Origin of the sequence: Psychrobacter sp. BF1 (assembly GCF_019279065.1) — a bacterium.
GTDB classification, from domain to species: Bacteria; Pseudomonadota; Gammaproteobacteria; order Pseudomonadales; family Moraxellaceae; genus Psychrobacter; species Psychrobacter urativorans.
In genome coordinates, this window is sequence record NZ_JAGYWV010000016.1 from 1 (window position 1) to 25276 (window position 25276).

Consider the following 25276-nt stretch of genomic DNA (forward strand, 5'->3'; position numbering starts at 1 on the left):
TTGTTTGCGCTTGGCCTGGATGTGTTGATTGAGGGCCTTCACTTGGTGTTCTTTAACAATGATAAGACTGTATTTCGACAGTTAGTTAGCTTTTTAACCCCTAAACCTATGAAAATCGGGTGGGGATAATTTTTTTGTCGTGTGCAGAGATCTTATACATGCTTCTTCTTATTGCATTGCCTAATGTACTTTTTCTAGGAGTTTTAGATTTTTCACATATAACCCTTTTGAAAAATAACTCTAACATCAAAACAAGGCACATAGAGTCAAATATAGACTTACACTTTATTAAATAATTTGTGTATGTGATTTCATCATAATCTTTATTTTGATTCAGCTTAAATTTAACGATATTATTTTCACAGACCATATGCCCGTGATGAGAGGCATTTCGTAATTTATTATCAAAAGACTTAAAAATATCAAATATTTCTGGTGTATTCCTTAGAGGTCCCAGCTTATTTGCTTTATCAAGTGAGTTGTATTGCTTTAAATTCATCCGTTCAAACTGGTCATAATTTCTACCATTTTGTATATTGTTCAAGCATGCAATGATATCTAAATTACTTCCAAGATGCTCAAAACAGTTGCCATAGAACATTCTTACAGATTCAAAAGAATTAGATGTAGCTACAAAATTATTTGGAAGAAAGTGCGAAAATTGAACTTGGCTAAACTCACTATAGTTTTCGAAGAAACTATTAAACGTTTCATAGTATCTTCTCATATGCTCATCGTTAACCGTATCAAAATATACAGATAAGTCTTTGATTTTTTTGTCATCTATAGATCTTAGCCAACCTATAGATTCAGCAAAATTTTCTTGTATATGAGGATTCAAGATAATGTATTCTCTAGTAAACGCATAAAGTGCACTTTCTAAATCAAGTTCGCCGATATCACAAATTTTATTGTATTTCTCAAATTCCTTTTTAGCTAGTTCATGCTGATTACTTCGCGTTAGACTCCATGATTTTTTAACTATTTTCCATTGATCTAAAATATGAGTTGAAACTTTTTTTGGGTAAGCTACTAGTTTCTTATCTTCAACCTGCTGTCTCATTGCTTGCATTAGTTTTAGAGCAGGAAAAGACATTTGTGCCTTCCGATCCGACTCTGATACTTGAAAATCATCACTCAAATATTCTGTAGGTAATAGTAAGCCATCAGAGGGTTTGTTTAGAATAGCTGGCTGACAGTTCTCTAAACTGTTTATTGCAATTTCTCCTGCATCCTGATCCAAGTCAAAAGAGATAACTATTTTTTCATGACATGTATGACATTTAACCTCATGTTTTTGATAATTAGATTGGCCTACTTGTACTCGGAAAATATGTTTTTGGCCACAGGTTAAACATTCAAAACATGTTCTAACTATCATTTATTTAATCCTAAGTGATTATATGGGTTCTATTTCTCTGAACGAGATTACACTAGTCTTGGCATAAACATCAGATTTGTTACCTCATCTATAGGCAATTTAAGCTCAGTGGCGAAACTCTTAACACTAAGGCCATCATCTGCTAAAAGAGGTAATATTTTTTCAAAAATAAGTGATTTTTCTCTCTCAATAGGTTTTGGTTCCCTTTTCCTATAACCCTCTATTGACGCTTCTTGCATCAGCCGACGATACTGCCAATCCGTGATTAAATTTAGTTTTTTCAAACGTACTATCAAACTGACTGCCGAAACTCCCCATTTACTCTTTAGCTCTACAACAGATTCTAGTGTAATAAAAGTAGGAGCTGCATCGATTACGCTTTTAGCTGGCATTAAAAAAGCAGATGCAAAGTCATCGGCTTGTTGTTCTGCGTATCTAGTGGAAAAGAGAGAGCCTGCAGGTGCCTCACTATCGAAAGGTGACGCATGCTTGTGTAAAAGGAGGTGACCTAATTCATGAGCAGAGTCAAACCTACTACGTTCGGCAGATTTTTTATTATTTAAAAAAATAAACGGTATATTTTCTTTCCAAAAAGAAAACGCATCGACATCTAGAGTGTTCTCCGCTAAAGAGAATACTCTAGCCCCTTTAGATTCTAATAGATGGACAACATTACTAATTTTCTTGTTGCCTAAAGCCCAATAATCTCTCATATACTCAGCAGCAGCTTCTGACTCTATACCACGTAAGTCTTTGAATTCTTGTCGAGGTAGCTCAAACTTACTACTAATATAATCATTAACTATAAATCCTAGCCGCCCAGCAGAAATAGCCGCATCTCTATGAGCAGCTGTCATTTTACTCAAAGCACGGAAAGATACTGCTTCTGTAGGCAATTCATCAACATTATCTTCAAGAAAAAATTGAACAGGATAGCGTAGCACTTTTGCTAACTTGCTTAATGATTCAGTTGATGGCGGATTATTAAAACCGTCATTCTCATACTTAGAGATAGTTTTAGATGTTAGCTTTACACTAGCTGCAAGCTCTTTATAGGTCATTTTGCGTCTTAACCGTGCTATTTTCAGGCGGTCAGGATTAAATTCTTTATCCATTTTTTCGTACTATCTCAAAATCAATTTCTTCAGTTTCAGACGATTGGTCTATGTCCAGCTTTCGCTTCACTTTAGGTTCGCTAGATATGTCGAAAGGCTCACATATAATACGTTTTGACCAACCAACTATGATTTTTTTCTCATATATCTTAGGTAATGATAGCTCATAGCGAACCTCCTTTTTTCCTTCATCAATATAAAAAAGTAATATCCAAGTCTGATATGGGTCTATTGGTTCAGGAACGGTAATATCATTCCTTTCAAACAGCAGATTATTTGTTTCTATTCTTGCTTGTAGTGCGGTGCCTTTCTGATTTTTCGGTCTCGGAGTTTCTGATACTATTCCTGTATTCTCATCCCCTGTACAAACAACGATAGATATTTCTCTTGATAAGCTTCTAATCTCATCAACACCATTAGAATGGTGGTTATCACCCCACTTTGATGTTCTAAGATCAAATCTTAGCTGTTTTAAGATATAGCTCCAGGCATTATACCCCCCAGCTGTTCTAGGAGAATCCTCTCCCTCTCTACTGAAAGCTCTGAAGCCTTCTTCTATTGCTCTTTCTAAGCATCTCAAAGAAATTCCTAATTTTGCAATATCACTCTCTGCTTCGTTTTTATAATTTACGACCTCGATATTTTTAGCCTGCATATTTCTTCCCTAATCCATAGTAATGACTTCCGATATTTTAACCTCATTCGTGGTTAAAAAACAAGAACTAAAGGAAGAAGTAAGCTTTAGAATCGATATAATCAGCATACAGCTAACAGTTTAATTCCTCTCTAGGGAAGCGAACCAGTGAGAAAACTTAAGCACACTAACTAGGTGAAGTTTTTTTAAACAATGGATAAAAGATAAAAATCTATTGCTTTCTATACTTATATAACTTATATTGTTACTTATAAGTTATATAAGTATAGGTGGTATTCGATGACCAAAACTGAAAAAGTTGAAAACGTACAGTTTGCACAAGCTCAACAACAGCTAAATCGCTCTGAAATTGCTACAAATATTAGAGCTGTAGAAGATCTAAGCAAAAGTTTGCAACGAAGCCGCGAACTTCTTAACGAAAAATTAGCGACGACGAGGGATTTAGATATTGTTGAAATCAATAAACAACGTAAAGAATTATTTGATTTAGAAGATAGGGTTCGGGGATACTCTAACGAGCTTAAATCAAACTCGCAGATTTCCACAGCAGCAGTTTCAGAGGTAGAAAAACAGCAGATTAGAGGCTTGTATATGTCTGGTTTATATACTCAAAGTCAGATAGCATCACAGTATGGTATTACACAATCAGCTGTTAGCCAGATAGTAAAAATGCAATGACAATAAGGATTTAATCCCTACTGGCTTTATTTAAATATACTCAATTACCTTCGCTAAAATAGTATTTGAGTTATACGCCAAGATCACAGTAAGACCATCGTTTACGCGATGGTCTTACTATTTATAGTCTACGTCATGAATCAATGATGAAATGCTAACTATTATTTTGGCTAGACCTTCCCACCAACACCTTTAAACTTATCAACAAAAGCCGACATTTTCTGGAAAACACTTTGCTTCTTGGTGAGATACTGTGGATTAAGAGGGCTTAGCTTAGGTAGGACCTCATTTAGCTCCGTACCATTCTCGCTGGCGTACTCACGCTTTAAAGATGCCGTTATATAACGCTTAGCTGCCTCTTCATTAAGATTTTCAGCAACAATCATATCTTGGGCTTCACGCTGCTGCTCTATTTGAGCAAAGCTAAAGAAGGCCTCAATGATGCTGGATTTATCAGGGATGTTATCCAAGTTGGTTTTATTGATGAAATCTACCACCAGGCTTTCTTTAGCGCGATTACCAATGCTTGCTCTAATTACACGACGTACTTCTTCAACTAAGGCGGACTTATCCTTGGTATTCTTATTATGCTCAAAAATCAGCTCAAGGATGTAATCAAGGTTAATCTCTTGAGACTTAAGAAGATCTACCTCAAAAACCACTTCATCCCAGTCAAGCGAGGACTCGCTTTGATCCTTGGCTGCTTTTTCACGTCGCAGCCAATCACGTATGTCGTTATACGTTGATCTATAGTCTTGTACTTCTCGTTCAGCAGGTACATCGATGCTTTGCATGGCAGCAAGATCTTCATCCGTCAAATAATGCTCAGCTTTGAATGTCTCAACTGCCTCATCATCAGTAATGTCTATGCTTTGAAGCGCTTTTAGGCTCGCGAACTCATCATAGTTTTGTAAGATGTTCTCGACACGTAGGTACTCACCAAATAACTTAGCAAAGTCCTTTTTGTCCGCCTCTTTGACGATCTTATCAGGGTTAGGAAAGCGTTGCTGTAGCTCCTTAATCACCTCCAAATAGCCACGTCGTGCTTTGCCTGTCGCAATATCAGTAAAGCCTTCTAGATATTCCCTATAGCTTTTTTCTAACACGACGTTCTTAGTGTTTCTATCCCCAAATAAGGTGATGGCATCAATGGTCGCTTGCTCTAAGTCACGAAACGTCACGATGTTACCAAAGGTCTTAGTGGCATCATAAATGCGGTTAGTACGTGAGAACGCTTGCATCAAACCGTGATAGCGAAGGTTTTTATCAACATAGAGCGTGTTTAAGGTCGGCGCATCAAAACCTGTGAGGAACATACCGACAACAATCAGTAAATCCACATCCTGCTTAATAACGCGTCCTGCAAGATCACGGTAGTAGTTTTGAAAAGACTTACTGTCTACGCCGTAATTGGTCTTAAACATCTCGTTGTAATCATGAATAGCACGGCTTAAAAACTCTTTGGCACTGCTATTCATAGCGGTAGGCTCAAAGCCTTCGTCAGCAATGTCACCGATTGCATCTTGTTCTTCATTGGCAGCATAGGAAAAGATGGTGGCAATCTTTAAGGGTCTCTCGCTGTCCTTTTGTAGCTGACTCAAGGCTTCATAGTAAGCCTTTGCCGCGTCCACACTACTAACAGCAAACATGGCATTAAAGCCTTTACCACCTCCTTTTAAGCGATGGGTTTTTTGCTTAAAGCTTTTTAAAACGTACTTTGATATCTCTTCAATACGATCAGGGTGTAATAACAGCTGCTTGTTTTCAGCAGCTGTGAGTTTCTTCTCATCTTGCTCGCTCTCAATGGCTTGAAACTGCGGGCGTACGTCATTGTAGTCCACCTTAAACTTCAACACCTTCTCATCACGAATGGCATCAGTGATGACGTATGAATGCAGTTCATGGCCAAACACACTGGCAGTTGTCTCTGCACCTAAAGCGTTCTCTGGGAAGATGGGGGTGCCTGTAAAACCAAACTGGTAGTATTTTTTAAATTTCTTCTTTAAGTTCTTTTGTGCTTCACCAAACTGGCTACGATGTGCCTCATCAAAGATAAACACCACTTGTTTATGATAAATGGGTAAATCAGCCTCACCCTTGATCAGGTTATTTAGCTTTTGAATGGTAGTGACAACAATTTTATTATCGTCTTTTTCAAGGTTGCGCTTGAGTCCTGCGGTACTGTCGGAGCCATTAACGCTATCAGGGGAGAAGCGCTGGTACTCTTTCATGGTTTGATAATCAAGATCTTTACGATCCACCACAAAAAACACCTTATCAATAAAAGGCAGCGACGTTGCTAAGCGGGCAGCTTTAAAACTGGTTAGAGTCTTACCTGAGCCTGTGGTATGCCAAATATAGCCGCCACTCTCAAGAGTGCTCCACTTCTTGGCTTGATAAGCACTGTTTATCTTCCATAATATACGCTCAGTAGCAGCGATCTGATACGGACGCATCACTAATGAGGTATTACTCACATCAAAAACGGTGTAATGCATCAGCACGTTTAATAGGGTATTTTTTTGAAAGAAGGTCGCGGTAAAATCTTTTAGATCTTTGATTAGGGTGTTATCTGATCGCGCCCAGTTCATGGTGAAATCAAAGCTGTTTTTATTTCGCTTGGTGGTATTGGCAAAGTAACGGGTATCAGTACCGTTTGAGATCACAAACAGCTGTAGGTATTTGTATAAGGAGTTATCGGAGTTAAAGCTCTCTTTGCTATAACGATGTACTTGGTTAAATGCTTCGCGAATGGCAATACCACGTTTTTTAAGCTCAATTTGCACAAGCGGCAAGCCATTGACCAAGATAGTCACATCATAGCGATTGGCTTGTGTGCCTTTTTGAGCAAACTGTTTAATGACCTGTACTTTGTTACGTGGGATGTTTTTTTTGTCCAGCAAGGCAATGTTCTGCAGGTGTCCATCATCAAAGGTGAAGTCATAGATATGATCATCATGAATCTTTCGAGCTTTGTCCGTGATGTTATCACTAGGATTATCAAGATATTCCATCACAAAGCGCTGCCACTCAGCATCTGTAAACTGCACCTCATTTAAGATCTGCAGCTGTACACGTACGTTAGCGAGCATCGTTTCAGGTGAGTTTAAACCAGGGACAAACTCATATCCCTGGTTTTGTAAGTCTTTGAGTAGCTCACGCTCTAGATCGTCTTCAGTCTGATACCCCCCATCAGGCTGATCGCACTTGGTATATTTATTTAAAACGATAAAATTATTCGATTCAGCAATCGTTTTTGTTTGTTCAGTCATGAGCTACTACCTCAGGCTTAGAGAAGCTTAACAGCAGATCACGATAATACTCATATTGCTGCTGACGTAGCTCTATTTCACGCGGGAGGCCTTCGGTTAGAGATGTGGTTAAGGCGTCGAATTTATCGAGAATAGAGACGATGCGTTTTTGCTCATCAAGGGGCGGTATAGGAATTCTGTAATCCATTATTTTAGATTTATCCCCGCGTGGCATTTTTGCGCCTTTAGCATACCGCATATTGTAATTAAAGAAATTATCGTCAGCTAAAATCTGATATAAATATCGAGGAAGTACTACCTCATCGGTTATATGAATAACTAAAACATCACCATTCGTTCCACCAGTACAGTCAGCCTGCCATATTTTTTTTAAATACGGACGAATATTACCAATTAAAATATCATTTTCTTGGTATTTAGTTGAGTTACCCTTCGTAGGAACATGGCTAGAGTTTTCTTTACCTGCTTTATCTTGCAAGAGGTTGTTAACTCCTACATAATTTTTTTCGTTCAGCTGTTCAGAGCCGATACGTTCTTTTGAATATTGTGATACCTCTCCTAAGGTCTTCCACTCAACATCCCCCTCTTCAAACGTCAGCAACTGATCACGATAGTAGGCATATTGCTGCTTACGTGCTGTAAGTTCTGCTGTAAGTTCTGCTGTAAGTTCTGCTGTAAGTTCGGTAAATGTGTCTAAAATTCGGACGATTTCGGCTTGAACATTGAGGGGTGGGATGGGGATTACTATATTTTTTACCATCGGCTTAGTAAGCTGCGGGATTCCATTTTTTGGAACATTGTAATTGTTCTCTATTGCTTTCATGTAGTGGTAAGCATATTTTAGATTCAATTCAATTTTAGATGTTAGTACAAGCAATCGAACGATAGGAAAAATTGGTTCGTTTCGATAACTAGTCCACCCTATTGTGCCTCTAGCAGATATAGTTATGCTTGGTCGAACAACTTTAGCTTTATTTGTCCATCCATATAAAGATCTATCGCCTATTCCGTTAGATAAGATAGGAATATTAAATTCTTCTGTTTCCGTATCTGATAGTGCTTCTTTAGGTACATCACCGCCAGCTAGAATATCAAACACATCCTCTAATACTTTCCACTCAACCTCAACCCCATCAAGCAGCTTTTCCATATAACTTAACTCACTCATGCTTCAATCTCCGCAACGATGGCATCGATATCAGTACGCAGCTGAGTAATCTTGGCAACGGTGGTTTTTAGCTCAGCATTGAGGGTATTGATATCAATCACTTCACGCGTGTCCTCAGCTGCGACGTAGGCGCTGACGGACAGATTATAGTCATTGGTTGCAATCGCGCTATTATCGACGCTCACGGCTAAATACTCGCTGTCCGATTTGCTATCAAACAGCTGCATAATCTGCTCAATGTTTGCCTCAGTCAGAATATTAGTATTGGTTTCTGACTTAAACAACTTACTGGCATCGATAAACTGCGTTTTGCTATCCGTTTTGTGTTTGGATAGCACTAAGATATTGACCGAAATCGTTGTGCCAAAGAACAGATTAGGCGCAAGGGAAATCACCGTTTCAACGTAGTTGTTATCTATCAAATATTCTCGGATTTTTTTCTCAGCACCACCACGATAGAAGATACCAGGGAAGCAGACAATCGCTGCTCGTCCCTTACTTGATAAGTAATTCAACGCATGAAGCACAAAAGCAAAGTCAGCTTTAGATTTTGGCGCTAACACTCCGGCAGGCGCAAAACGCTCATCGTTAATCAGGGTAGGATCGTCGCTGCCAATCCATTTCACTGAATAAGGTGGGTTAGAGACAATAGCATCAAAAGGTTTGTCATCAGCGAAGTGCGGGTTTCGCAGAGTATCACCCAGCACGATATTAAACTTGTCGTAATTGATGTTATGCAAAAACATATTCATACGTGCAAGGTTATACGTGGTGTGGTTGATCTCTTGACCAAAAAAACCTTCTTCAATGATATGGTTATCAAAGTGCTTCTTAGCTTGCAGTAACAATGAGCCAGAACCTGCTGCTGGGTCATAAATCTTATTAACGGTTTCCTGCTTATGCATAGCAATTTGTGCAATCAGCTTAGAGACGCTTTGTGGGGTAAAGAACTCGCCTCCTGATTTACCTGCATTAGCGGCATAGTTCGAGATCAGATACTCATAAGCATCACCAAATAAATCAATTTGATTATCAGAAAACTGCTCCAGTTTAAGACCAGCCACGCCTTTTAGCACCGCTGCTAAGCGCGTGTTCTTATCGGCAACTGTATTACCTAGGCGGTTACTCGTAGTATCAAAATCCGCAAACAAACCTTTGATATCAGGCTCAGAGGGGTAGCCATTGGCTGAGCCCTCAATCGCTTTGAATATAGCTGCTAGATCTGTATTGAGATTCTCATTTCTGTGAGCGCCTGCCGCGATAGTGGCAAAAAGTTGGCTTGGATAAATAAAATAGCCTTTAGTCTTAATGGCATCGTCTTTAATATCATCAGTAATCACACTGTCGGGAAGTGCCCCATAATTAACGCTCTCATCACCTGCCTCAATATAACTGGCAAAGTTCTCACTGATAAAGCGATAAAAAAGCGTACCGAGTACATACTGCTTAAAGTCCCAGCCATCTACTGAACCACGAACCTCATTTGCAATTTGCCAGATTTGGCGGTGTAGTTCGGCACGTTGTTGGGTACTTGTCATGATAAAAATCCTATAGGAGTAATGATGGGGCTAGAAGCCCCTTATATTTTGTTTAACTTAAATCGTTATTGAGTGCGCTTTGATTAAGGGCAATATACCTTAGTACTGCTAACCGTTTTTGGTTCTATAATATGGTACTGATATAGGAAACAGTGCTTGTTTTTCCATGGGCATTTTCTTTACACCTTGCTTCTACGTCTGGCTTAAGAAAACAAGCATCTGATGATACTAGTAAGGTGCACAGCGTTCGACGATATGTGTAATTTTTTGAGTTTTTTATACATATCCTTTTTATAGGTATAGAAAAACGAATTTTTTATACCTATCGCTCAACCAATTTTTCCTCAATCATTTCAGTCAACAACTCAGTCACCGTTTTTCGGCTTTCAAGCGCGTACCGCTTGAGCGCAATGTGTTTATTTTCATCTAAATTAAAATTCACGCGTACCGTCTTTTTGGGACTGTCCGTCACATCCGATAAAGCCAATTGATCCTTAACGTTCTTACTAGGACGACCTGCTGATAAACTCATGGCTTACTCCTCACCAAAAAATATTTGAATCTCACTGACCAATGCGGTTATCTCTTGTATCGCATTGCTACTAGGCGATTCGGTATCAAATACTGTCTTACCAAGGGCAGCACTATTAGGATAAGCAACTCGCTGCATCACTCTGGTCTCTAATACCGGAATATTATAATCAAGCAGCGCGGTTGCAACCTCTTTACCAATATTGGTATTTTGAATGGCGCGTGAGACAACAAAGGCTGCCTTTAGTTGGCCATCCATCATCTCAATACGCTGCTGCACTAAATCAACCAAATCGCTGGTCGCCCAGATATCATAGGGGCTCGGCTGCACCGGAATCAATATAAAATCAGCCGCTTTTATAGCAGAAATAGCCAGACTAGTAGCTTGCGGCGATCCATCGATCACCACATAATCTTTATCAGAGACGTTTTTTAAATCTTTATCAAGTGTTGGTCTGTCGAGCCCGATCACTGGTACCGGATTGTCTTCATCAACTGCTCTCCAGTCACGCGCACTGCCCTGCTGATCGCTATCTACTAGCAGAACACTATGGCCTTTCAACTGTAAGCCACGAGCCAGATGCGTTGCGATGGTAGTCTTGCCGCTGCCACCTTTTTGATTTAATACCGCGATTACCTTCATAAATACAGATCCCTGTAGCATGCATTGAATATATAAGTATATAAGTATATAAGTATATAAGTATATAAGTATATAAGTATATAAGTATATAAGTATATAAGTATATAAGTATATAAGTATATAAGTATATAAGTATATAAGTATATAAGTATATAAGTATAACTAAAAATGTACGTCACATCACTATTAATAGCAATACTTCATAGTCAAAATAGCATCGTCTTTTCTAACTAGCGTCTATCCATTATGATAGACGTCCTGCATTAAAGACAGCATAACAAACTGCCTACTACTAGGTAAATTACCGCTGTTGAATATCAATTTGAGCTACTAAAAGGAATACTTTAGCCGCTCATATTCGTTATAATCCGCTCACCAATCAAAAACCACCAATCGTTAATGAGGAAACCATTATGGTGAAGTGTCACTTATCGACCATCATGGGCGAAAGACGCCTTAAAATTGCCGATGTCGCAAGAGATACTGGTATCAATCGTGGCACCATTACTCGCATGTATCATGAAGAAGCCACCCGAGTTGATCTAGATGTCATCGAGTCTTTATGCACGTATCTTAGAATCAATGTTGGTGATTTATATGAAATCATAAATGAGGACAGCAGTGAATCACCTGAGTGAACACCTTCGCTCATAAGACATTATCACCTTTAAAAGTATAAAAAGACCTATAGAAGGTCATTTTCTCTTGCAATAGATTAAAATATAGGTATAATTTGACCTGTAGTAAGTCATTTTATCCATTATTTATACACAATAATCTACAGGAGAATACCAATGAATAACAATCTATCTCGGCTCAACAGCTGCGCTTGGTTTAGTGAACAGACTAAAAATTTAGCCTCTAAGCTGTTATTCAGCTTACAAGTACAGCAAGGCGTACAACTGGCATCATTACTTGGTGTTGACGCTATTCTTTATAATGATGAAGCGATTTATGTCTGGGTGCAACGACAGATAGATGACGGTCTTATGATTGATGATTATGCGTTAAGTACCCTTGAAACTGCTTTTATAGAGTTGGTCACAGCTAACACGGACCAAGTAGCATAACTGTTTTAGCTGATATTCGCAGATATCTTGTTCGACAAGAAACAATAATCCTTAAAGCCAGATAAATTTTCATTATCTGGCTTTTTTCTGATATGGGCATAAAAATTTAACAGAAGCTATATTAATGGCTTTTTAATATAGACAAAGATAACGGCAGTCAAACAAAAGTTTTTTTAGTCTTATATTTTCTAAAAGACTTATTCTTTACTAGATTTATCAGCTGCCAGTATAAGTCTATAAAAGCCTCTTTGGGCAGTATGGTTCACTATTACCATAAACCTTTACTCAGTCGGTTTCGCGCGCGTCAACCCAGCTATTTTATAATAAACAAAGCCTTTTTCATCTCTCAAAACGCTTTTACTGTCTGCTCTGACGCACCAGCTGATCACATCAGGCTGCTCTTTATTAACATCACAAGCCAAAATAAACTGCGCACTTTGAGCATTATTAAAGGCCTGTTTCCAACCCGTTTCAAGCTCATCGATGCCGCGCTGTAGCTCTGCTTGCTGCTGTCTCATTTCTGCAATCTCATCAAAGCTTGGCACATACCAAAAGATCAGGGCCACAAGGCTTATTATCACAGCTGCCATACAGGCGGCGGCCACTGCTGCTATCCTTTTAATACTCATGGACTCAATAGACTTGTAAATCTTATCCAAGTCTTTTTCAGCCTCCTCTTTTACTTCTCCAATCCGCTTTTTTGTAGCGGTCTCAAGCGCCTCAATATCGGTAATAATCTGCTTATGACCAGCTTGGTACTGATTGGTAAAGAGTGCAAGACTGTCCGCACTAGCGCCAAGCTTATCAGCCACCGCTTGCATGGTAATCACTTGCGCCTCTATGCTGGCGTTTTTAGCAGTGACGACCGCCTGTACAGCCGTATCAATCTGCTGTTTCATATCGGTGATGATACCCGCTATTTTGTCATCATAACGACGCGGCATTTCAGTGTCAGTAAAGGTGGTCACTGCCGCTTGAAGCTGCTTTAATACAAGTTCTTGATACTGACTCAATGCCTTCGAGGCACTGCTTGCGCTACCATCCAGCTTTTGAGTAACTGAAGTCATCTCATCTATCTTGGTATCGATACGGCTAAGAGAGTGATCAAGGCGCGTTGCCACTACATCGTCAGCTTGTCCAATCAGTGCTCGCAGAGCTTCGATCACAGGTTTGAGTCTGGTCACGAGATTAATAAGCTCGTCGTGAATGTCCTGCTCATTGCTATTGTCTTTATTCATGGGATGCTCATTATCATAATGCCGCCTAAAATGGACGTGGTGATGGGTAGCGGCGTGTTTGTGCTTGTTCATGCGCTTGGATAGCGCTCTTCGTTTTTTGCAAATGATCTGTCACGGTTTGCGTGAGCGTTGCCGCATCTATGGTGATAGCAGGAACGTGCTCAAAGCGCTCATTGATCTGGGTTAATACCTCGACCTTATCTTGATTGTCAGGCAAGCGCTCAAGCTGTTGCCACAGCGATGTTGCTGCCTTCTGCACCTGCGTTGCAATTTTTTTGGCATCGGTGTCTCGTAAACTCTTTTGTAGTGTCGTAAAGCTGTCAGCGCGTTTTAGAGTGGTGAATATAAATGCTTGTGCGGCAACCGCCTCAGCCGCGTTGATCACTTCGATCGGTGCATCAACGGCCTTAAAATCAAGGGTATCAACGCGGTCACGCACCCGTACCACTAAATTGTCAAATCGATCTCGATATGCTTTGGTCTCATTGATTCGCTGACGCTTAAGAGATGCCTGCTGCCGTCTCTGTTGTAAAGCTACTCGCCGCCTGATTAAAGCCTCCTCTCGTGCGCGCTCAGCCTCTTCCTTAAGCTTTGCTTGCTCATGTGCTTTATTGAGCTGGTGGTGAAGCACCATCGTACGGTTGCGCCAGTCATCAAGCCGATCTGCGTTCAATTGAGTGGTCTTGGTACGGGTAATCTCATCGTATAGGTCATCATCTTGCACAATCACAGCTTCACTTTGATCCAGTAAGGCGATACGCTGCTCATAAAACGGCGACAGGCGCTGATAGGTTTTTTGACTGGTATTAATTTGCTGCTTTAACTGTTTGATGTCTTCATTATTTGTGGTCTTAAACGCTTTAACATCAGCGGTCAATGCCGTTAAACGAGTGTAAGCATCCGCGTCTACCTCTACTGCTTTTAACGTACTGAGCGCCTCACGCTCTTTTTCAAGGTATTTAAGGCGCTCAACATCCAGATCTGCAAATGCGGCAAACTTATGATAAGTGTCCATGTTATTGGTGACGTCTATCTCTTGTAGATCCGCAAACGCTTGATCCCACTGTAAGGATAAGTCGGATTTTTCAATATCAATCTCATCAAGTGCTTTAAAGCCAGTCGCCAGTTTATTCAGCTTTGCGGCAAATGGTTTTAGGGTGGCCTTTAACCCTTTGTAGTCAGCAACGACTTCATTATTAAGCGGGATCAGCTTTTTTAGCACCGCTTTATTGTTCAGCACTATTTTATCAATCTGTGACAGTTGCTTCTCAAGACTGGTAACGGCACGGCCCGTTTGTAGGGTGTCGTCTTGTCTAAACTGCTCAACCAACGCTAAAGCCTCATTTAGAGCCTCGCTTTTCTCTTTTGTGTTTATTTGCTTGGTAAGCTCAATCATTTTTTGGCGGGACGTGCTGTAATCCTGTCCCACCTCTTCGGTGAACCTCGGTGTGCTTTTAATATTTTTGTCAATAGTGATGGTCTGTTTAGACTGGTGTGCTAACTCTTCATGCAGCCTATCAATGGTTGAGAATAAGGCGCTGCGTACCATCTTTTTTTGCTGCTCAAAATCGTCTGAGATCACTAAAAGCTCATCAAGTACGTCATCATTGGCCGCATCACTATGAGTCTGACTGTCCTTTTTAAGGGTAGCGGGTGTCAGTTCAGCGGCGGGATCCACCAAGCGAATGTTACTAAGCTCAAGTCGCGCAAAGGGTTTACGCTTTTTATAATGCACTGTAACGCCATTAACCTCTTGTGCGTTGCTCTCAAGATCAATGCGACCCTTGTCGTCATACTCAATTACCAGACCATTTTTTTCGATGTAGGCATTGATCTCATCAATTGTCTCGTTGTATTCATGAATCACTGAGCGCTTACCTTTTAAGACATCCTTATACAATGACTTGCCCAGTTTCATTTTTGGTAAACGATTAATGCCCTGCTCACGGTACGATTTCTCATTGATCGCTTTATTCTCAGGCAATAGCTCGTTAGCCATATCCGCCCAAAGGGTGCGTTGATATTTAAGCTCATCACCGCGCCCATTTAGTCCTTTGGATAGCCGCTCACCGGTTGACCACTGTGTCCAATTCTTACGCTTCGATAAGACATAACCTTTATCCGCATCCGCTAATACTTCACGGCTTGAGAGTAAAATATGGGCATGAAAGTTACGACTGGTCAGCTCAACCACTTCACCTTTCCCCACATGTTTCTCATGACTGTGGGGTCGATGGATGGCCACATCGACAAGCACATTATAGCGATCAGATAAGGTTTGAGCGTAGCGCTCGACCAGCACCATGCGCTGATCAGCCGTGATCCCCTCAGGAAACATCATGTCAATCTCAGTACCCAATTGCGCGTTTTTACGAGTCTCAATACGTTCGATATCATTCCAAAACCCCTCACGCGTTACCGCCAAATCCCCAGCAAGAGTTGGCGTTATCAACGCCGTATGCATCACATTTTTCTCAATAACTTGCGTGTATTTAGTACCATCACTGTCCACTAAATTTAAGATTTTGTCTTTAGCTTTACTGGTGTAATCGTGGACGACTCCTGACTGCTCATCAACCAGTTTTGAGCCAGAATTATAAGCCGACTTTGCCACCACGCTATGATTTTTCGCCTTACTAACGGCGCTAACCGACAGATGGAACCCTTTATTATTCATAGCAAAAAAACCCAATATTGAGAGATGATTTTTTGGGGGTTGTAGGGGGTTCGCCCCCTGCCGAACGACGGAGTTTATGTAAAAAAATAGCGCCCCTTGTGGGCCTTTTTTACATAAACTCCTAAGTTCGCTCTTAACAGGGTGTTAAAATACTACTGCGCCCACGAAACGATGTGGTCTTGTGTATTTTACTACCTTGCATACCTGTGTATGTACTGCTAGGATCAACTCTATCATAGTTGGCTAAAAAAAGGATGAGGTAATGTCAGTAATATCAGATGATTTATTTGCAAATAAGATTAAGCAATTACAGGCTCTTAAGAAAGAGATTGATCAGGACAGGCTTGAAGCACATAAAATATTGGGGGAGTGGTTGGCCAACGCATTAGACGATGATGACAATCATGAACTGCAAGCTATTTTTTTAGACGCACACGATAATGAAAAATATGTCCGTTTGAAAAAGCACCGTGAATTTTTAAAATCAATCGCTCATAAGATGCAAAGTGAAGCTAAGGAAACACCAAGCAGCTTTACACCACCTAAAAACAGTCAGGACAGTGACTACGGTTCATTGCTTGATATTTATTCATCATCACAGTAGCTACTCGAAATCGCCTAATTGAAGGTACAGCTGGATCGTCTACTAATTAGCGAAAGGTTAGGAGACGGTTATCGGCTGTTTTAAGCGTTTTAGAATAGCTTTAGCTACCATCGTATCGGACAGAGCGTAAAACGTATATAAGAGTGGTTTCTAGGCTTTTTAGCAACGGTTTGATAAGTGTTTACAGATGTGTCGATAATGGCTACTGAAAATGAAGACAAACTATCTACAAAAAATGAGACTGATATTGAGAATGTGAAAACAGGGTTGTCCAGAATGACAGACGAAGATATTCAAAATATCTTTGACCATGCTTTTGAAGATCTTCAAAGATCTAAGCTTGATCCGAACCATGCGAACGTGGAATAACATTAAGTAAATGGACAATTGCATTCTGAGCTACTGATCAGTTTTACAAGTGATTGGTCGATCAAATTATCATCTTAAATCCGTCGGTTTTTTGGTTTTTTCCTTATTATTTAAAATAAAAATATATTTTTTACTTTTAAAAACTTTTAAAGACTTTTAGACAGTCTGTAAGCTTTGCTATTAAAGGGTTACGCACTCTATTATGCTACTTTTATCCCGCATTATGCTACTTTTATCCCGCATTATGCTACTTTTATCCCGTTTAAATGCTACTTTTATCCCGCATTATGCTAGTATCTTAAAGTAACTAGCATAATGAGGTTGTCATAATGAATGATGTCGAGCTATACGAAAAAAAATATCCTGAAAAATGGATTGTTATGCAGAATAAAATTACTCAAGCTTTTAGAGAGATGTCTATTGATGAGAAGCGCATCATTATTCTAGCGAGCCCATTGGTTAGGGTTAATAATGCTACTGAAAAAACACCGATAGAGGTTGCGTCTTCTGAATTTGCTAAGCTTAGCGGAATAGATAGAAACTCGGCTTATAAGCAAATGAAATCAGCTAGCAAAAAATTAATGAAGCGTACATTCATTTATGAGGATAAGGATGGTGATGATACAGAGGTTCAATGGCTAATCAGGTCGAAATATGCAGATGGCTATATATCGATGCATTTTACAGATGAGGTAATATACTTACTTCAGGTTTTTGATAAGCTCAACCCTTACACTAAATATTTAAAAGAAGATATCTTAAACCTCAAATTGACTTACTCGTTAGACCTTTACCATCTAGCAAAAAAGTCTGAGGGGAAGGGTGGTTTTTCTATGACTTTAGATCAATATAGGCAAGAACTTGGCACGCCTAAGTCGTATGAGCGCATCAACAATTTGAAAGAGAATGCAGTTGATGGGCCCATAAAAGAAATTAATCAGAAAACCGACATCAAAATCACCTATGAAAACATCAAACGTGGACGCACAGTTACAGGTTTGACATTCACCGTCAAGGCCAAGCCAACTAAGAAAAAAGGACAGGAGGGCCTAAATCAGAATAATGAGGATAGAGATATCCCACCTCTAACCGTTAAGCAAATTGATCGTTTTGCCCCTTTGTTGGCTAACTACTCACCGTTTGGTAGTTACGCACCATCAGGTAAAAGCACTCAAGAAGTTATTAGTTGGTTACACACTCAATTAAGAGATGAGGCTTTTTTAAAGACCCACAAAAAGCACTTACTGGCGATAGGCTATACGTTCCCTAAGCAGAAATCATAATATGAAAAAAGCATGCTTAGTAGTTTTGGCATTACAAATGGTTTATATTGTACGTACATATATAAGCCATTTGTAATGCCATGACGACAACCAATTATAATATCAGGCTCGATCAAGAGCTCAAGGATAGCGCCTTTGCCGTGTTTGAAAGCTATGGATTAACGCCGTCTCAAGCAATCAAATTGTTCTTAACTCAAGTGGCGCAAACCAATACCGTGCCGTTATCCTTTGATTATCAAAAACCCTCTAATCTTAATACGCCGCCACAAACTTCTGCGGGTGATTACGGATTGAGCGGCCAGCGCCATAAATAAATCAGTGTAAAAATAAATGTACAGATATAAGTACAGATATGGTATATAATATCAGTCATACAAATAAAGATGACCAAACACGGAGTAATCGTTATGGATGTTGTGAACTACACTGATTTTAGAAAGGGCCTAGCCAAATATATCGATAAGGTAGATACCGACAAATCGCCGATCGTGATTACTAGACAAAACGCCAAACCTGCGGTACTCATGAGTTTAGAAGAGTTTAATTCATATGAGGAAACGCTTCATCTGCTAAAAAGCCCCACTAATGCCAAGCGCCTCAGACGCTCTATAGCCGATGCTAAGGCGGGTCGTTTAATCGAGCATGACATCAATACGGATGACGCATTATTGACTTGTGATGATGAGGTGGACGCTTGATCTTATCTTGGACACAGGATGCGTGGGAGGACTACGAATACTGGCAAAAAACCAGCAAAGAGAAGGTCAAGCAAATAAGTAAGCTGATTAAAGCCATCAAACGTGATCCATTTGAGGGTATTGGTAAACCTGAACCACTCAAACACGATCTGGCAGGCTATTGGTCGCGTCGCATTGATCAAGAGCATAGACTGGTTTATGAGGTTCAAGATGATGCCATTATCATCGTTCAGTGCCGATATCATTATTAAGTAAACAGTGTTAGTTCACAAAAGTGCTTGATCCTAAGAATCAGGCACTTTTTTATTTTCCATTCTGGCTATGTGTCCTAAAACGAACGAGAAAGCTCTGTAGAGACGTCTAAATATATTGGTTAGTACTTCGACCTAAACATTCGACAACAAACCTTATGTGGTCATACGACGCCATATAATTGCTAATGGTGACTATACCTCTGATCACGTTACCACAGAATAAAATAGTTGCTGTTTTATTCTTACCTAAAAATACACGTATATTATTTTGTATTTATATATACAGATTTAACAGATTTATACGTTTTTCGCCAATCCTCTGTAGCGCTTCATTTATAAGTATTACAGGGGATTTTTTTTATTTAAATGACGACGTTAACCTTGTTATAGGTAGACAAATACCTTGTTGTTTTAGTGTATAGGTAGACATTTAGCTTGTTTTAGGTAGACAAATACCTTGTATATGACGAAAAATTATAAAATTTTTCGTCATATATGTTATATTAGTTAAAACCAAACAAATAGGTCAGGATATGACACCTGAAGAAATGCAGGGTTTTCAAGACAAGCTTAGGCAAGACTTTGGCCATACAATCAGGGTACGCGTTGAAAAACCGCTGACACCAGAGGAGCGTGAGGCTTTAATCAATCATATTAGATACACAAGAAATGATTTCAACGCCTCTATTGAGATTATTGAGCCCATTCCTATTGACTTTGATTTTGAGGTATTGCCTTTTGAAGAAGAGATTCAAAAGCCTATACAAGCCCCTCAAAATGCAAGTTCAGATGCCAGTAGTACAGCATCCGATAAAAAAGACCATAGCAACTGGGTTTATGGGCCGAATTGGATTGTGCTACAAAACAGATTATTAAACGCGATTACAGATTTGACGCATAACGAGAGACGACTGATCATGCTTTTATCGCCAAAGGTTCGAGCTGCCGTTGATAAAAATGCTAATCAGCGGACGTTTATGTTGACAGCTTCAGAGTTTGCCAAAGAATATGGGCTCGAAAAAGATGGTACATACCAGCTGCTAAGTGAGTTATCGGATAGTTTGCTACAAAAAGCGTTTTGGTTTTATGATTTCAAAGCAGATGAGGTCGTCAATAGAAAAGGTAGCAGTTGGGTTGCTGAGTGTGAGTATCTAAAGGGTCAAGGGCGAATAGCGGTGACGTTGACAGATACAGTGACTGAGATGTTAACTGTATTTGATAAGTCAAACACGTTCACGAAGTACGAGAGGCACTATATCGTGGAGCTGGGCTCTTACGGTATTTTAATGTTCGAGCTTGTCAGTAGCTGTTTGCACTTGCAGAGTGGTAAAAAAGCGTACTCAGTTGCGTATCTGCGCCAAAAATTCAACTGCACAGACAAGTATGAGAAAATCACAGACTTTAAAACTAAGGTCTTAGGTAAAGCCATAGCAGAGGTTGAGAAGCACACACCGCTGAAGGTTAGCTATACAGAAAACAAAATCGGCCGAGAAATCAGTGAAATCGTGTTTTGTATTCGGGACACCAGCAGTACAAGCCTTGAAGATATTGTCAAAGTGTTTAGTCCAGCTGAGATTAAAAAATATGGTTGGAAACTTAAAGACAAGCATGAGGTAGTTAGTAATTTTCCTCAATCGATTAAAACGCCGGTTGAGACACAAAAAGAGATCGAGGCGCGTATGGCAAAACCTGAATACTACGCAGAGTATGTGCGCTACTTAAAAAAATTAACCGACTTTGATGAAAAGCTACATATAAAAAATATGCTCAAAAGAGCCAATTAACAGCGCTTTAACCTCACTTGTGACGCACACATCAAAGGGAGTCGATGATAGTGAACTCGTGCGGTCTCTTATGCAAGGCATATTATAGGATTTAGTAGGGAGTATTATGAGCAAGGTTAGCTATAAAATAGACGAATTACCGCCACTAACTGCTAAGTAGTAAGCAGATTCAGAGCATCTAGCCACGCTTAGCGATGACGACATTGATTTATCGGACATTCCAGAAGTCACCGACTGGTCAGGCGCGATCCGTGGCAGTATCAAATTTCAAGCGTTGTCTACGGAAACCAGTGTCATTAGCCCAAGTATCCTTGCCAAATTCAAGGACAGAGCTAAGCAAACAGGCGGTAACTATCAAGACATGATCAACGATGCCCTAGAAGAATACCTAACCGATCACTAGGCATTAAATAACAAGCACATGACCTCAAGATTACTTGGGGTTTTTTTACATTCTATATTGTAGTATGTTGTATATTGTAGTATATTATATACAACATACTACAATATACTATTAAGGGATACAAAATCATGGCACTCACGATACAAGATATTCATGCAGCAGCAGACCAATTACAAGAGCAAGGGGTTAAGCCGACACTGGCAGAGGTGCGTAAGGCGCTAGGCGGTGGATCATTCACGACTATCAGTGATGCGATGCAAAGCTGGAAGCGAGAACAGCAAGAAGAGCAAGAGCTACAGCAAGTAGACTTACCTAGTGGTATCACAGAACGCTTGCACACGCTTGGGGCTGATATGTGGCAGACGGCTATTGATATGGCTAATGATAGATTGTCTAAAGAGCGTGAAGCTTTAGAGGTGGTTAAGATCAAGGCACAAGCAGAGATGGACGAAGCGCAAGAAGCGGTTAAGACCTTGGAGGGGGAACAAGCGGATTTACTACAGCAACTGGACGAGGTGACCGGCACTGCGGAAACAGCAACTAAAAGCGCACAGCAAGCCACAGCTGACCATGACGCTACCAAACAGACGCTATTAGATACTAGGCATGAATTAGAGCTTGAACGCACTAAGGCTAAGACCGCGCAATCACAGCTTGCAGAGGTGAGTAATGCATTAGATAAGCAATCTATAGAGCTGACTAGCAGTCTTGGTGAGGTAGCCACGCTTAAAGCCACAGCTGATAGTGATAAGGCAGAGATTGCACGTTTAAAGATTGAACTTAAAAATACTAAGTCAGAGCTAAAGGCAGTCACCACTGAGCGGAATGATATACAAACGGCTACCGCAGAGATCAAAGGAGAGTTAAAGGCAGTCACCGCTGAACGTGACAAGCTATCAGGACTTAATAATCAGCTGACTCAAACTCAGGCTAAGCTTGAAGCCGAGCATAGCGTATTGAATAAACAATATAGCGAGCTATCAAGCCGTCATTTATCAAAGCAGGAACAAGTGACTCTGTTACAAGATCAACTTAAGAAAGCACAAGATGCTCTAATACTTATTCAAAACAAAGATAATACTTTGGATGCTGACTAAATAAAAGTATTCGAGGTTTCAGTTTAATTAGGATTTCAAGATAAAGAACAGTTATGAGTGTGAAAGATACTTTGCCCAAGACATAGATCTCGTTCTATTCACACTAAGCTTATGAATCAACCATGACAATATCGACTCACTGAATAAGTGATTGTTGTATATTAACTATTCTAAATTTTTCTCTGGACTCTTATAGTATATAGCCTAGTGGGCTATATACTACTTAAATTAGCCTAAGTGAGTTTATGCTGATTTTGGAGCCTTGAGCAGATTTCAAGGAACACTCACCCTAAAGCAGTTATGAGTATAATAAAAACACTCACAAACACTTTAGTGCATTCCTTGGATTTGATGTGATTAGTCATGCCGACTTCATCGCCCATCGCGTCATCAAGACCGTATCACTGTATCAAGCTACGGCTGTTATGATTACGGCTGATAGCACCGCCTAGACACGCTCATAACCGCTACTGTGCTGTCATACGCTAGCAAGGGCGTTCGCCCAATATACCGCTACGATATGCACAAGTAACCACTCATTGCGTTGCTCTGATCCTTTGTCTAGTCACCCCTGTAGGGAGCTCACCCTTATGTCAAACGCAGTCGTCACCGAGGCCTGCCACCCATTTGACGGGTAACAATTACAGAGAGAGCTGCACGAGGATGTAACGAGCGAATAAGTATACGGTAGGTATATTGATATTGAGCAGACTTTAAGATAAAATGCACTTATACGGGCATTTAATGCTGTTCAAATAACGCACTTCACATGCTTATTTGTTCGTTACAGCGTGTTGACGCACACTGTAACCGTTAATTACATTAAAAACTAAATGCCTCTAGGAGTCAACTCCCAGAGGCATTTTTTTGTTTGACATATAGACTAGGTTTTTAATATCTAGTTCTGCATTAAATTGCTTAGGCTTTTTTTATCATCATTTAGCGTAAGTATTTCAATTATTTTGAAGTTAGCATTTAGTACATACTCACAAGACGTTAAATTTCCAACCATACTAGGGTGGTTTAAGTAGGAGTATAACTTGAAAATTATCTTTACCATTCCTCCACTATCCACTGTACTGATAGCTGGCTGTGCCACAAACTCTGTTTAGACTATATCCTCTGAACAAAGGAATGTAGTCACAACCGTATTAAAACTTAATAGCTCTGCCTAACCACGCTACCAACTCACGGGCAGGAGCCTGACTCAAACACTGTGGACAATTAATATAGGTCATTATACAGTCATTTAAATCAGTCAACATATGCAGTAATAACCCTAAACCAATTATCTTATAGGGCTTTGGTAAAAACAACATGCCCGCATATACTGCCATCGCATAATAAGTATGTAGCGGATGGAAATTAATACTACAACGATTGGGCGAAAAGATAGGTGTCGCTAGAAGATGATCTAAATCAACTAGCATGGTTGCTATTAGGATCAAATAAACTCGCTTATAGTCACTACGAAAAAACATATAGGCGATAATCAACGGCATGCCAAAATGTAGAAAATAATGGATAACGGTTTGACTCATCGATTTTTCCGATTCAAGATAGTTTGTAGTGGCACATCAATCTCAGATAAAACATAAGATATTTTTGTCTTTCGACTGCATGTGAAATATATACATCATACACTCACCTTCTCATTATTATACCTGTCCAAAAAATCACTGGTTGAGATGAGATATAGACTTATTACCATAATAGCTATTTAATAGACTTTATATATTTTTCTTCAAATTAAAATGCAGCAATCTAAATACGGATGAATCATGAGTAATCCAGATAACCACAGTCATCAAGCTCCAAACCCTAAAAATATGAATAAGGCTTTTTATATTGGAATTGGTCTAAATTCTGCATTTACGCTGATTGAGTTCATAGTGGGCTACTCAATCAATTCATTAGCTTTAATCGCAGACGCTAGCCACAACTTAAGTGATGTTGCCAGTTTAATAATCTCGTTAATTGGAATGAAATTAGCACAGAAAGCATCTACTACGCTTTATACCTATGGCTACAAAAAAGCTTCTATAATGGCGTCTCTTATTAACGCCATATTGTTAGTTACAATCGTTATAGGTATTGCGTATGAGGCCTTGGGTCGATTTGATACCATACCGGAAGTTGCAGGAAAAGTTATTATTATTACAGCTCTAATAGGTGTATTTATAAATACTGTTTCTGCTTTTGCATTCTACAAAGGTCAAAAAGACGATATTAATGTCAAAGGTGCTTTCTTGCATCTAATGGTAGATGCATTGGTCTCTGTAGGTGTCGTTATCTCGGGCATTATTATTTACTATACAAGTTGGAATATCGTTGATCCTCTAGTTAGCTTGATTATTTCAGTCGTTATACTGTTATCGACTTGGGGTCTACTAAAAGAGAGTATCAAGCTTGCTATCGACGGAGTACCTCAAAATGTTGATCTCAGTAAAATAACTGCTATCTTAGAGAGCTATAATTTTATTCAAAACTTTCATCATTTACATATCTGGGCTTTGAGTACCACTGAGAATGCTCTTACAGTTCATATTGTACCGAAGACCGATATAACGTTTGAAGAGACTATTACTATGAAAGAAAACATCAAGGAAGATTTGGCGCATCAGAATATACAACATGCAACTATTGAATTTGGTACTAAGGCAGATGACAATCAAAAATCGCGTGCATTAAATGAAAGTATCAACTAAAAGATGATAGACCGTATATAGCTATCTCTTTTTAAGTATGAGGCGCGTGCCTTATGTCGACATAATTTTTTCAATCAGTTCTTATGTGATCAATAGTTTAAAACTTTTAT

At 39.6% G+C, this 25276-nt stretch carries 24 protein-coding genes; 13 read left to right on the plus strand and 11 right to left on the minus strand.

Annotation, left to right across the window (positions count from 1 at the left end):
• Positions 1–106: 106 nt before the first annotated feature.
• Genes KZA12_RS13590 through KZA12_RS13600 form a run of 3 tightly spaced genes read right to left on the minus strand, consistent with a single transcriptional unit; the run spans position 107 to position 3151 of the window.
• The gene (locus KZA12_RS13590) at positions 107–1381 is read right to left on the minus strand and encodes a hypothetical protein (RefSeq protein ID WP_218690600.1); all 1275 of its coding nucleotides are present in this window, start codon (positions 1379–1381) and stop codon (positions 107–109) included.
• 47 nt (positions 1382–1428) lie between these two features.
• A complete protein-coding gene (locus KZA12_RS13595; protein WP_218690601.1) occupies positions 1429–2496 on the minus strand; it encodes an ImmA/IrrE family metallo-endopeptidase in 1068 nt (355 codons plus the stop codon).
• A complete protein-coding gene (locus tag KZA12_RS13600) occupies positions 2489–3151 on the minus strand; it encodes a hypothetical protein (RefSeq protein ID WP_218690602.1) in 663 nt (220 codons plus the stop codon). Before KZA12_RS13600 ends, KZA12_RS13595 begins: the two co-directional genes overlap by 8 nt.
• Positions 3152–3430: 279 nt before the next feature.
• Here KZA12_RS13600 and KZA12_RS13605 point away from each other — a divergent pair, with 279 nt between their 5' ends.
• Positions 3431–3829, plus strand: a complete 399-nt coding sequence (locus KZA12_RS13605) for a hypothetical protein (protein ID WP_218690603.1) — start codon at positions 3431–3433, stop codon at positions 3827–3829.
• A gap of 170 nt (positions 3830–3999) precedes the next feature.
• Here KZA12_RS13605 and KZA12_RS13610 read toward each other — a convergent pair whose 3' ends face one another.
• From KZA12_RS13610 to parA, 5 genes are all read right to left on the minus strand, one after another.
• Positions 4000–7101, minus strand: a complete 3102-nt coding sequence (locus KZA12_RS13610) for an HsdR family type I site-specific deoxyribonuclease (protein ID WP_218690604.1) — start codon at positions 7099–7101, stop codon at positions 4000–4002.
• A complete protein-coding gene (locus tag KZA12_RS13615; RefSeq protein WP_218690605.1) occupies positions 7094–8269 on the minus strand; it encodes a restriction endonuclease subunit S in 1176 nt (391 codons plus the stop codon). The genes KZA12_RS13610 and KZA12_RS13615 overlap by 8 nt, the downstream gene beginning before the upstream one ends.
• The gene (locus tag KZA12_RS13620; RefSeq protein ID WP_218690606.1) at positions 8266–9807 is read right to left on the minus strand and encodes a type I restriction-modification system subunit M; all 1542 of its coding nucleotides are present in this window, start codon (positions 9805–9807) and stop codon (positions 8266–8268) included. The genes KZA12_RS13615 and KZA12_RS13620 overlap by 4 nt, the downstream gene beginning before the upstream one ends.
• A gap of 322 nt (positions 9808–10129) precedes the next feature.
• Positions 10130–10339 (minus strand): plasmid partition protein ParG, encoded by a 210-nt coding sequence (locus KZA12_RS13625; RefSeq protein ID WP_218690607.1) that lies wholly within the window; start codon positions 10337–10339, stop codon positions 10130–10132.
• Between the two features lie 3 nt (positions 10340–10342).
• Positions 10343–10981: a ParA family partition ATPase gene (parA, locus tag KZA12_RS13630; RefSeq protein WP_025652655.1), complete on the minus strand. Its 639-nt coding sequence runs from the start codon at positions 10979–10981 to the stop codon at positions 10343–10345.
• 413 nt (positions 10982–11394) lie between these two features.
• Between parA and KZA12_RS13635 the strand changes: the two genes are divergently transcribed.
• Both KZA12_RS13635 and KZA12_RS13640 read left to right on the plus strand, forming a co-directional pair.
• Positions 11395–11619 carry a helix-turn-helix transcriptional regulator gene (locus KZA12_RS13635; RefSeq protein WP_025652654.1) on the plus strand — a complete coding sequence of 75 codons (225 nt, stop codon included), beginning with the start codon at positions 11395–11397 and terminating at the stop codon, positions 11617–11619.
• 156 nt (positions 11620–11775) lie between these two features.
• A complete protein-coding gene (locus KZA12_RS13640) occupies positions 11776–12051 on the plus strand; it encodes a hypothetical protein (protein WP_218690608.1) in 276 nt (91 codons plus the stop codon).
• Between the two features lie 281 nt (positions 12052–12332).
• On the opposite strand, the gene KZA12_RS13645 is transcribed toward KZA12_RS13640, so the two are convergent.
• On the minus strand, positions 12333–13289 hold the full coding sequence (locus KZA12_RS13645) for a hypothetical protein (protein WP_218690609.1): 957 nt from the start codon (positions 13287–13289) through the stop codon (positions 12333–12335).
• Between the two features lie 25 nt (positions 13290–13314).
• The gene (locus KZA12_RS13650; RefSeq protein WP_218690610.1) at positions 13315–15966 is read right to left on the minus strand and encodes a MobA/MobL family protein; all 2652 of its coding nucleotides are present in this window, start codon (positions 15964–15966) and stop codon (positions 13315–13317) included.
• A 262-nt stretch (positions 15967–16228) separates the two neighbouring features.
• Between KZA12_RS13650 and KZA12_RS13655 the strand changes: the two genes are divergently transcribed.
• The 9 genes from KZA12_RS13655 to KZA12_RS13690 all read left to right on the plus strand — a co-directional run bounded on the left by KZA12_RS13655 (position 16229) and on the right by KZA12_RS13690 (position 22458).
• Entirely contained in the window at positions 16229–16570 is a 342-nt protein-coding gene (locus tag KZA12_RS13655) for a hypothetical protein (RefSeq protein WP_218690611.1), read from the plus strand.
• 198 nt (positions 16571–16768) lie between these two features.
• A complete protein-coding gene (locus tag KZA12_RS13660; protein ID WP_157292455.1) occupies positions 16769–16939 on the plus strand; it encodes a hypothetical protein in 171 nt (56 codons plus the stop codon).
• Between the two features lie 329 nt (positions 16940–17268).
• Complete coding sequence (locus tag KZA12_RS13665; protein ID WP_045448300.1) at positions 17269–18222, plus strand: replication initiation protein; 954 nt, start codon at positions 17269–17271, stop codon at positions 18220–18222.
• 80 nt (positions 18223–18302) lie between these two features.
• Positions 18303–18536, plus strand: coding sequence for a type II toxin-antitoxin system RelB/DinJ family antitoxin (locus tag KZA12_RS13670; protein ID WP_025652648.1), 234 nt, complete (start codon positions 18303–18305; stop codon positions 18534–18536).
• A gap of 93 nt (positions 18537–18629) precedes the next feature.
• Positions 18630–18920 carry a type II toxin-antitoxin system Phd/YefM family antitoxin gene (locus tag KZA12_RS13675; protein WP_025652647.1) on the plus strand — a complete coding sequence of 97 codons (291 nt, stop codon included), beginning with the start codon at positions 18630–18632 and terminating at the stop codon, positions 18918–18920.
• A complete protein-coding gene (locus KZA12_RS13680) occupies positions 18917–19171 on the plus strand; it encodes a Txe/YoeB family addiction module toxin (RefSeq protein WP_025652646.1) in 255 nt (84 codons plus the stop codon). The genes KZA12_RS13675 and KZA12_RS13680 overlap by 4 nt, the downstream gene beginning before the upstream one ends.
• 536 nt (positions 19172–19707) lie before the next feature.
• Positions 19708–20958 (plus strand): replication initiation protein, encoded by a 1251-nt coding sequence (locus tag KZA12_RS13685; protein WP_218690612.1) that lies wholly within the window; start codon positions 19708–19710, stop codon positions 20956–20958.
• A gap of 274 nt (positions 20959–21232) precedes the next feature.
• Positions 21233–21361, plus strand: coding sequence for a BrnA antitoxin family protein (locus KZA12_RS14980; RefSeq protein WP_143007432.1), 129 nt, complete (start codon positions 21233–21235; stop codon positions 21359–21361).
• Positions 21362–21489: 128 nt separating this feature from the next.
• A complete protein-coding gene (locus KZA12_RS13690) occupies positions 21490–22458 on the plus strand; it encodes a DNA-binding protein (protein ID WP_025652670.1) in 969 nt (322 codons plus the stop codon).
• A 1151-nt stretch (positions 22459–23609) separates the two neighbouring features.
• Here the strand turns inward: KZA12_RS13690 and KZA12_RS13695 are convergent.
• Complete coding sequence (locus KZA12_RS13695; RefSeq protein WP_025652669.1) at positions 23610–23999, minus strand: DUF6122 family protein; 390 nt, start codon at positions 23997–23999, stop codon at positions 23610–23612.
• Positions 24000–24239: 240 nt separating this feature from the next.
• On the opposite strand from KZA12_RS13695, the gene KZA12_RS13700 reads away from it, so the two are divergent.
• The gene (locus tag KZA12_RS13700) at positions 24240–25166 is read left to right on the plus strand and encodes a cation diffusion facilitator family transporter (protein ID WP_181718484.1); all 927 of its coding nucleotides are present in this window, start codon (positions 24240–24242) and stop codon (positions 25164–25166) included.
• Positions 25167–25276: the final 110 nt, after the last annotated feature.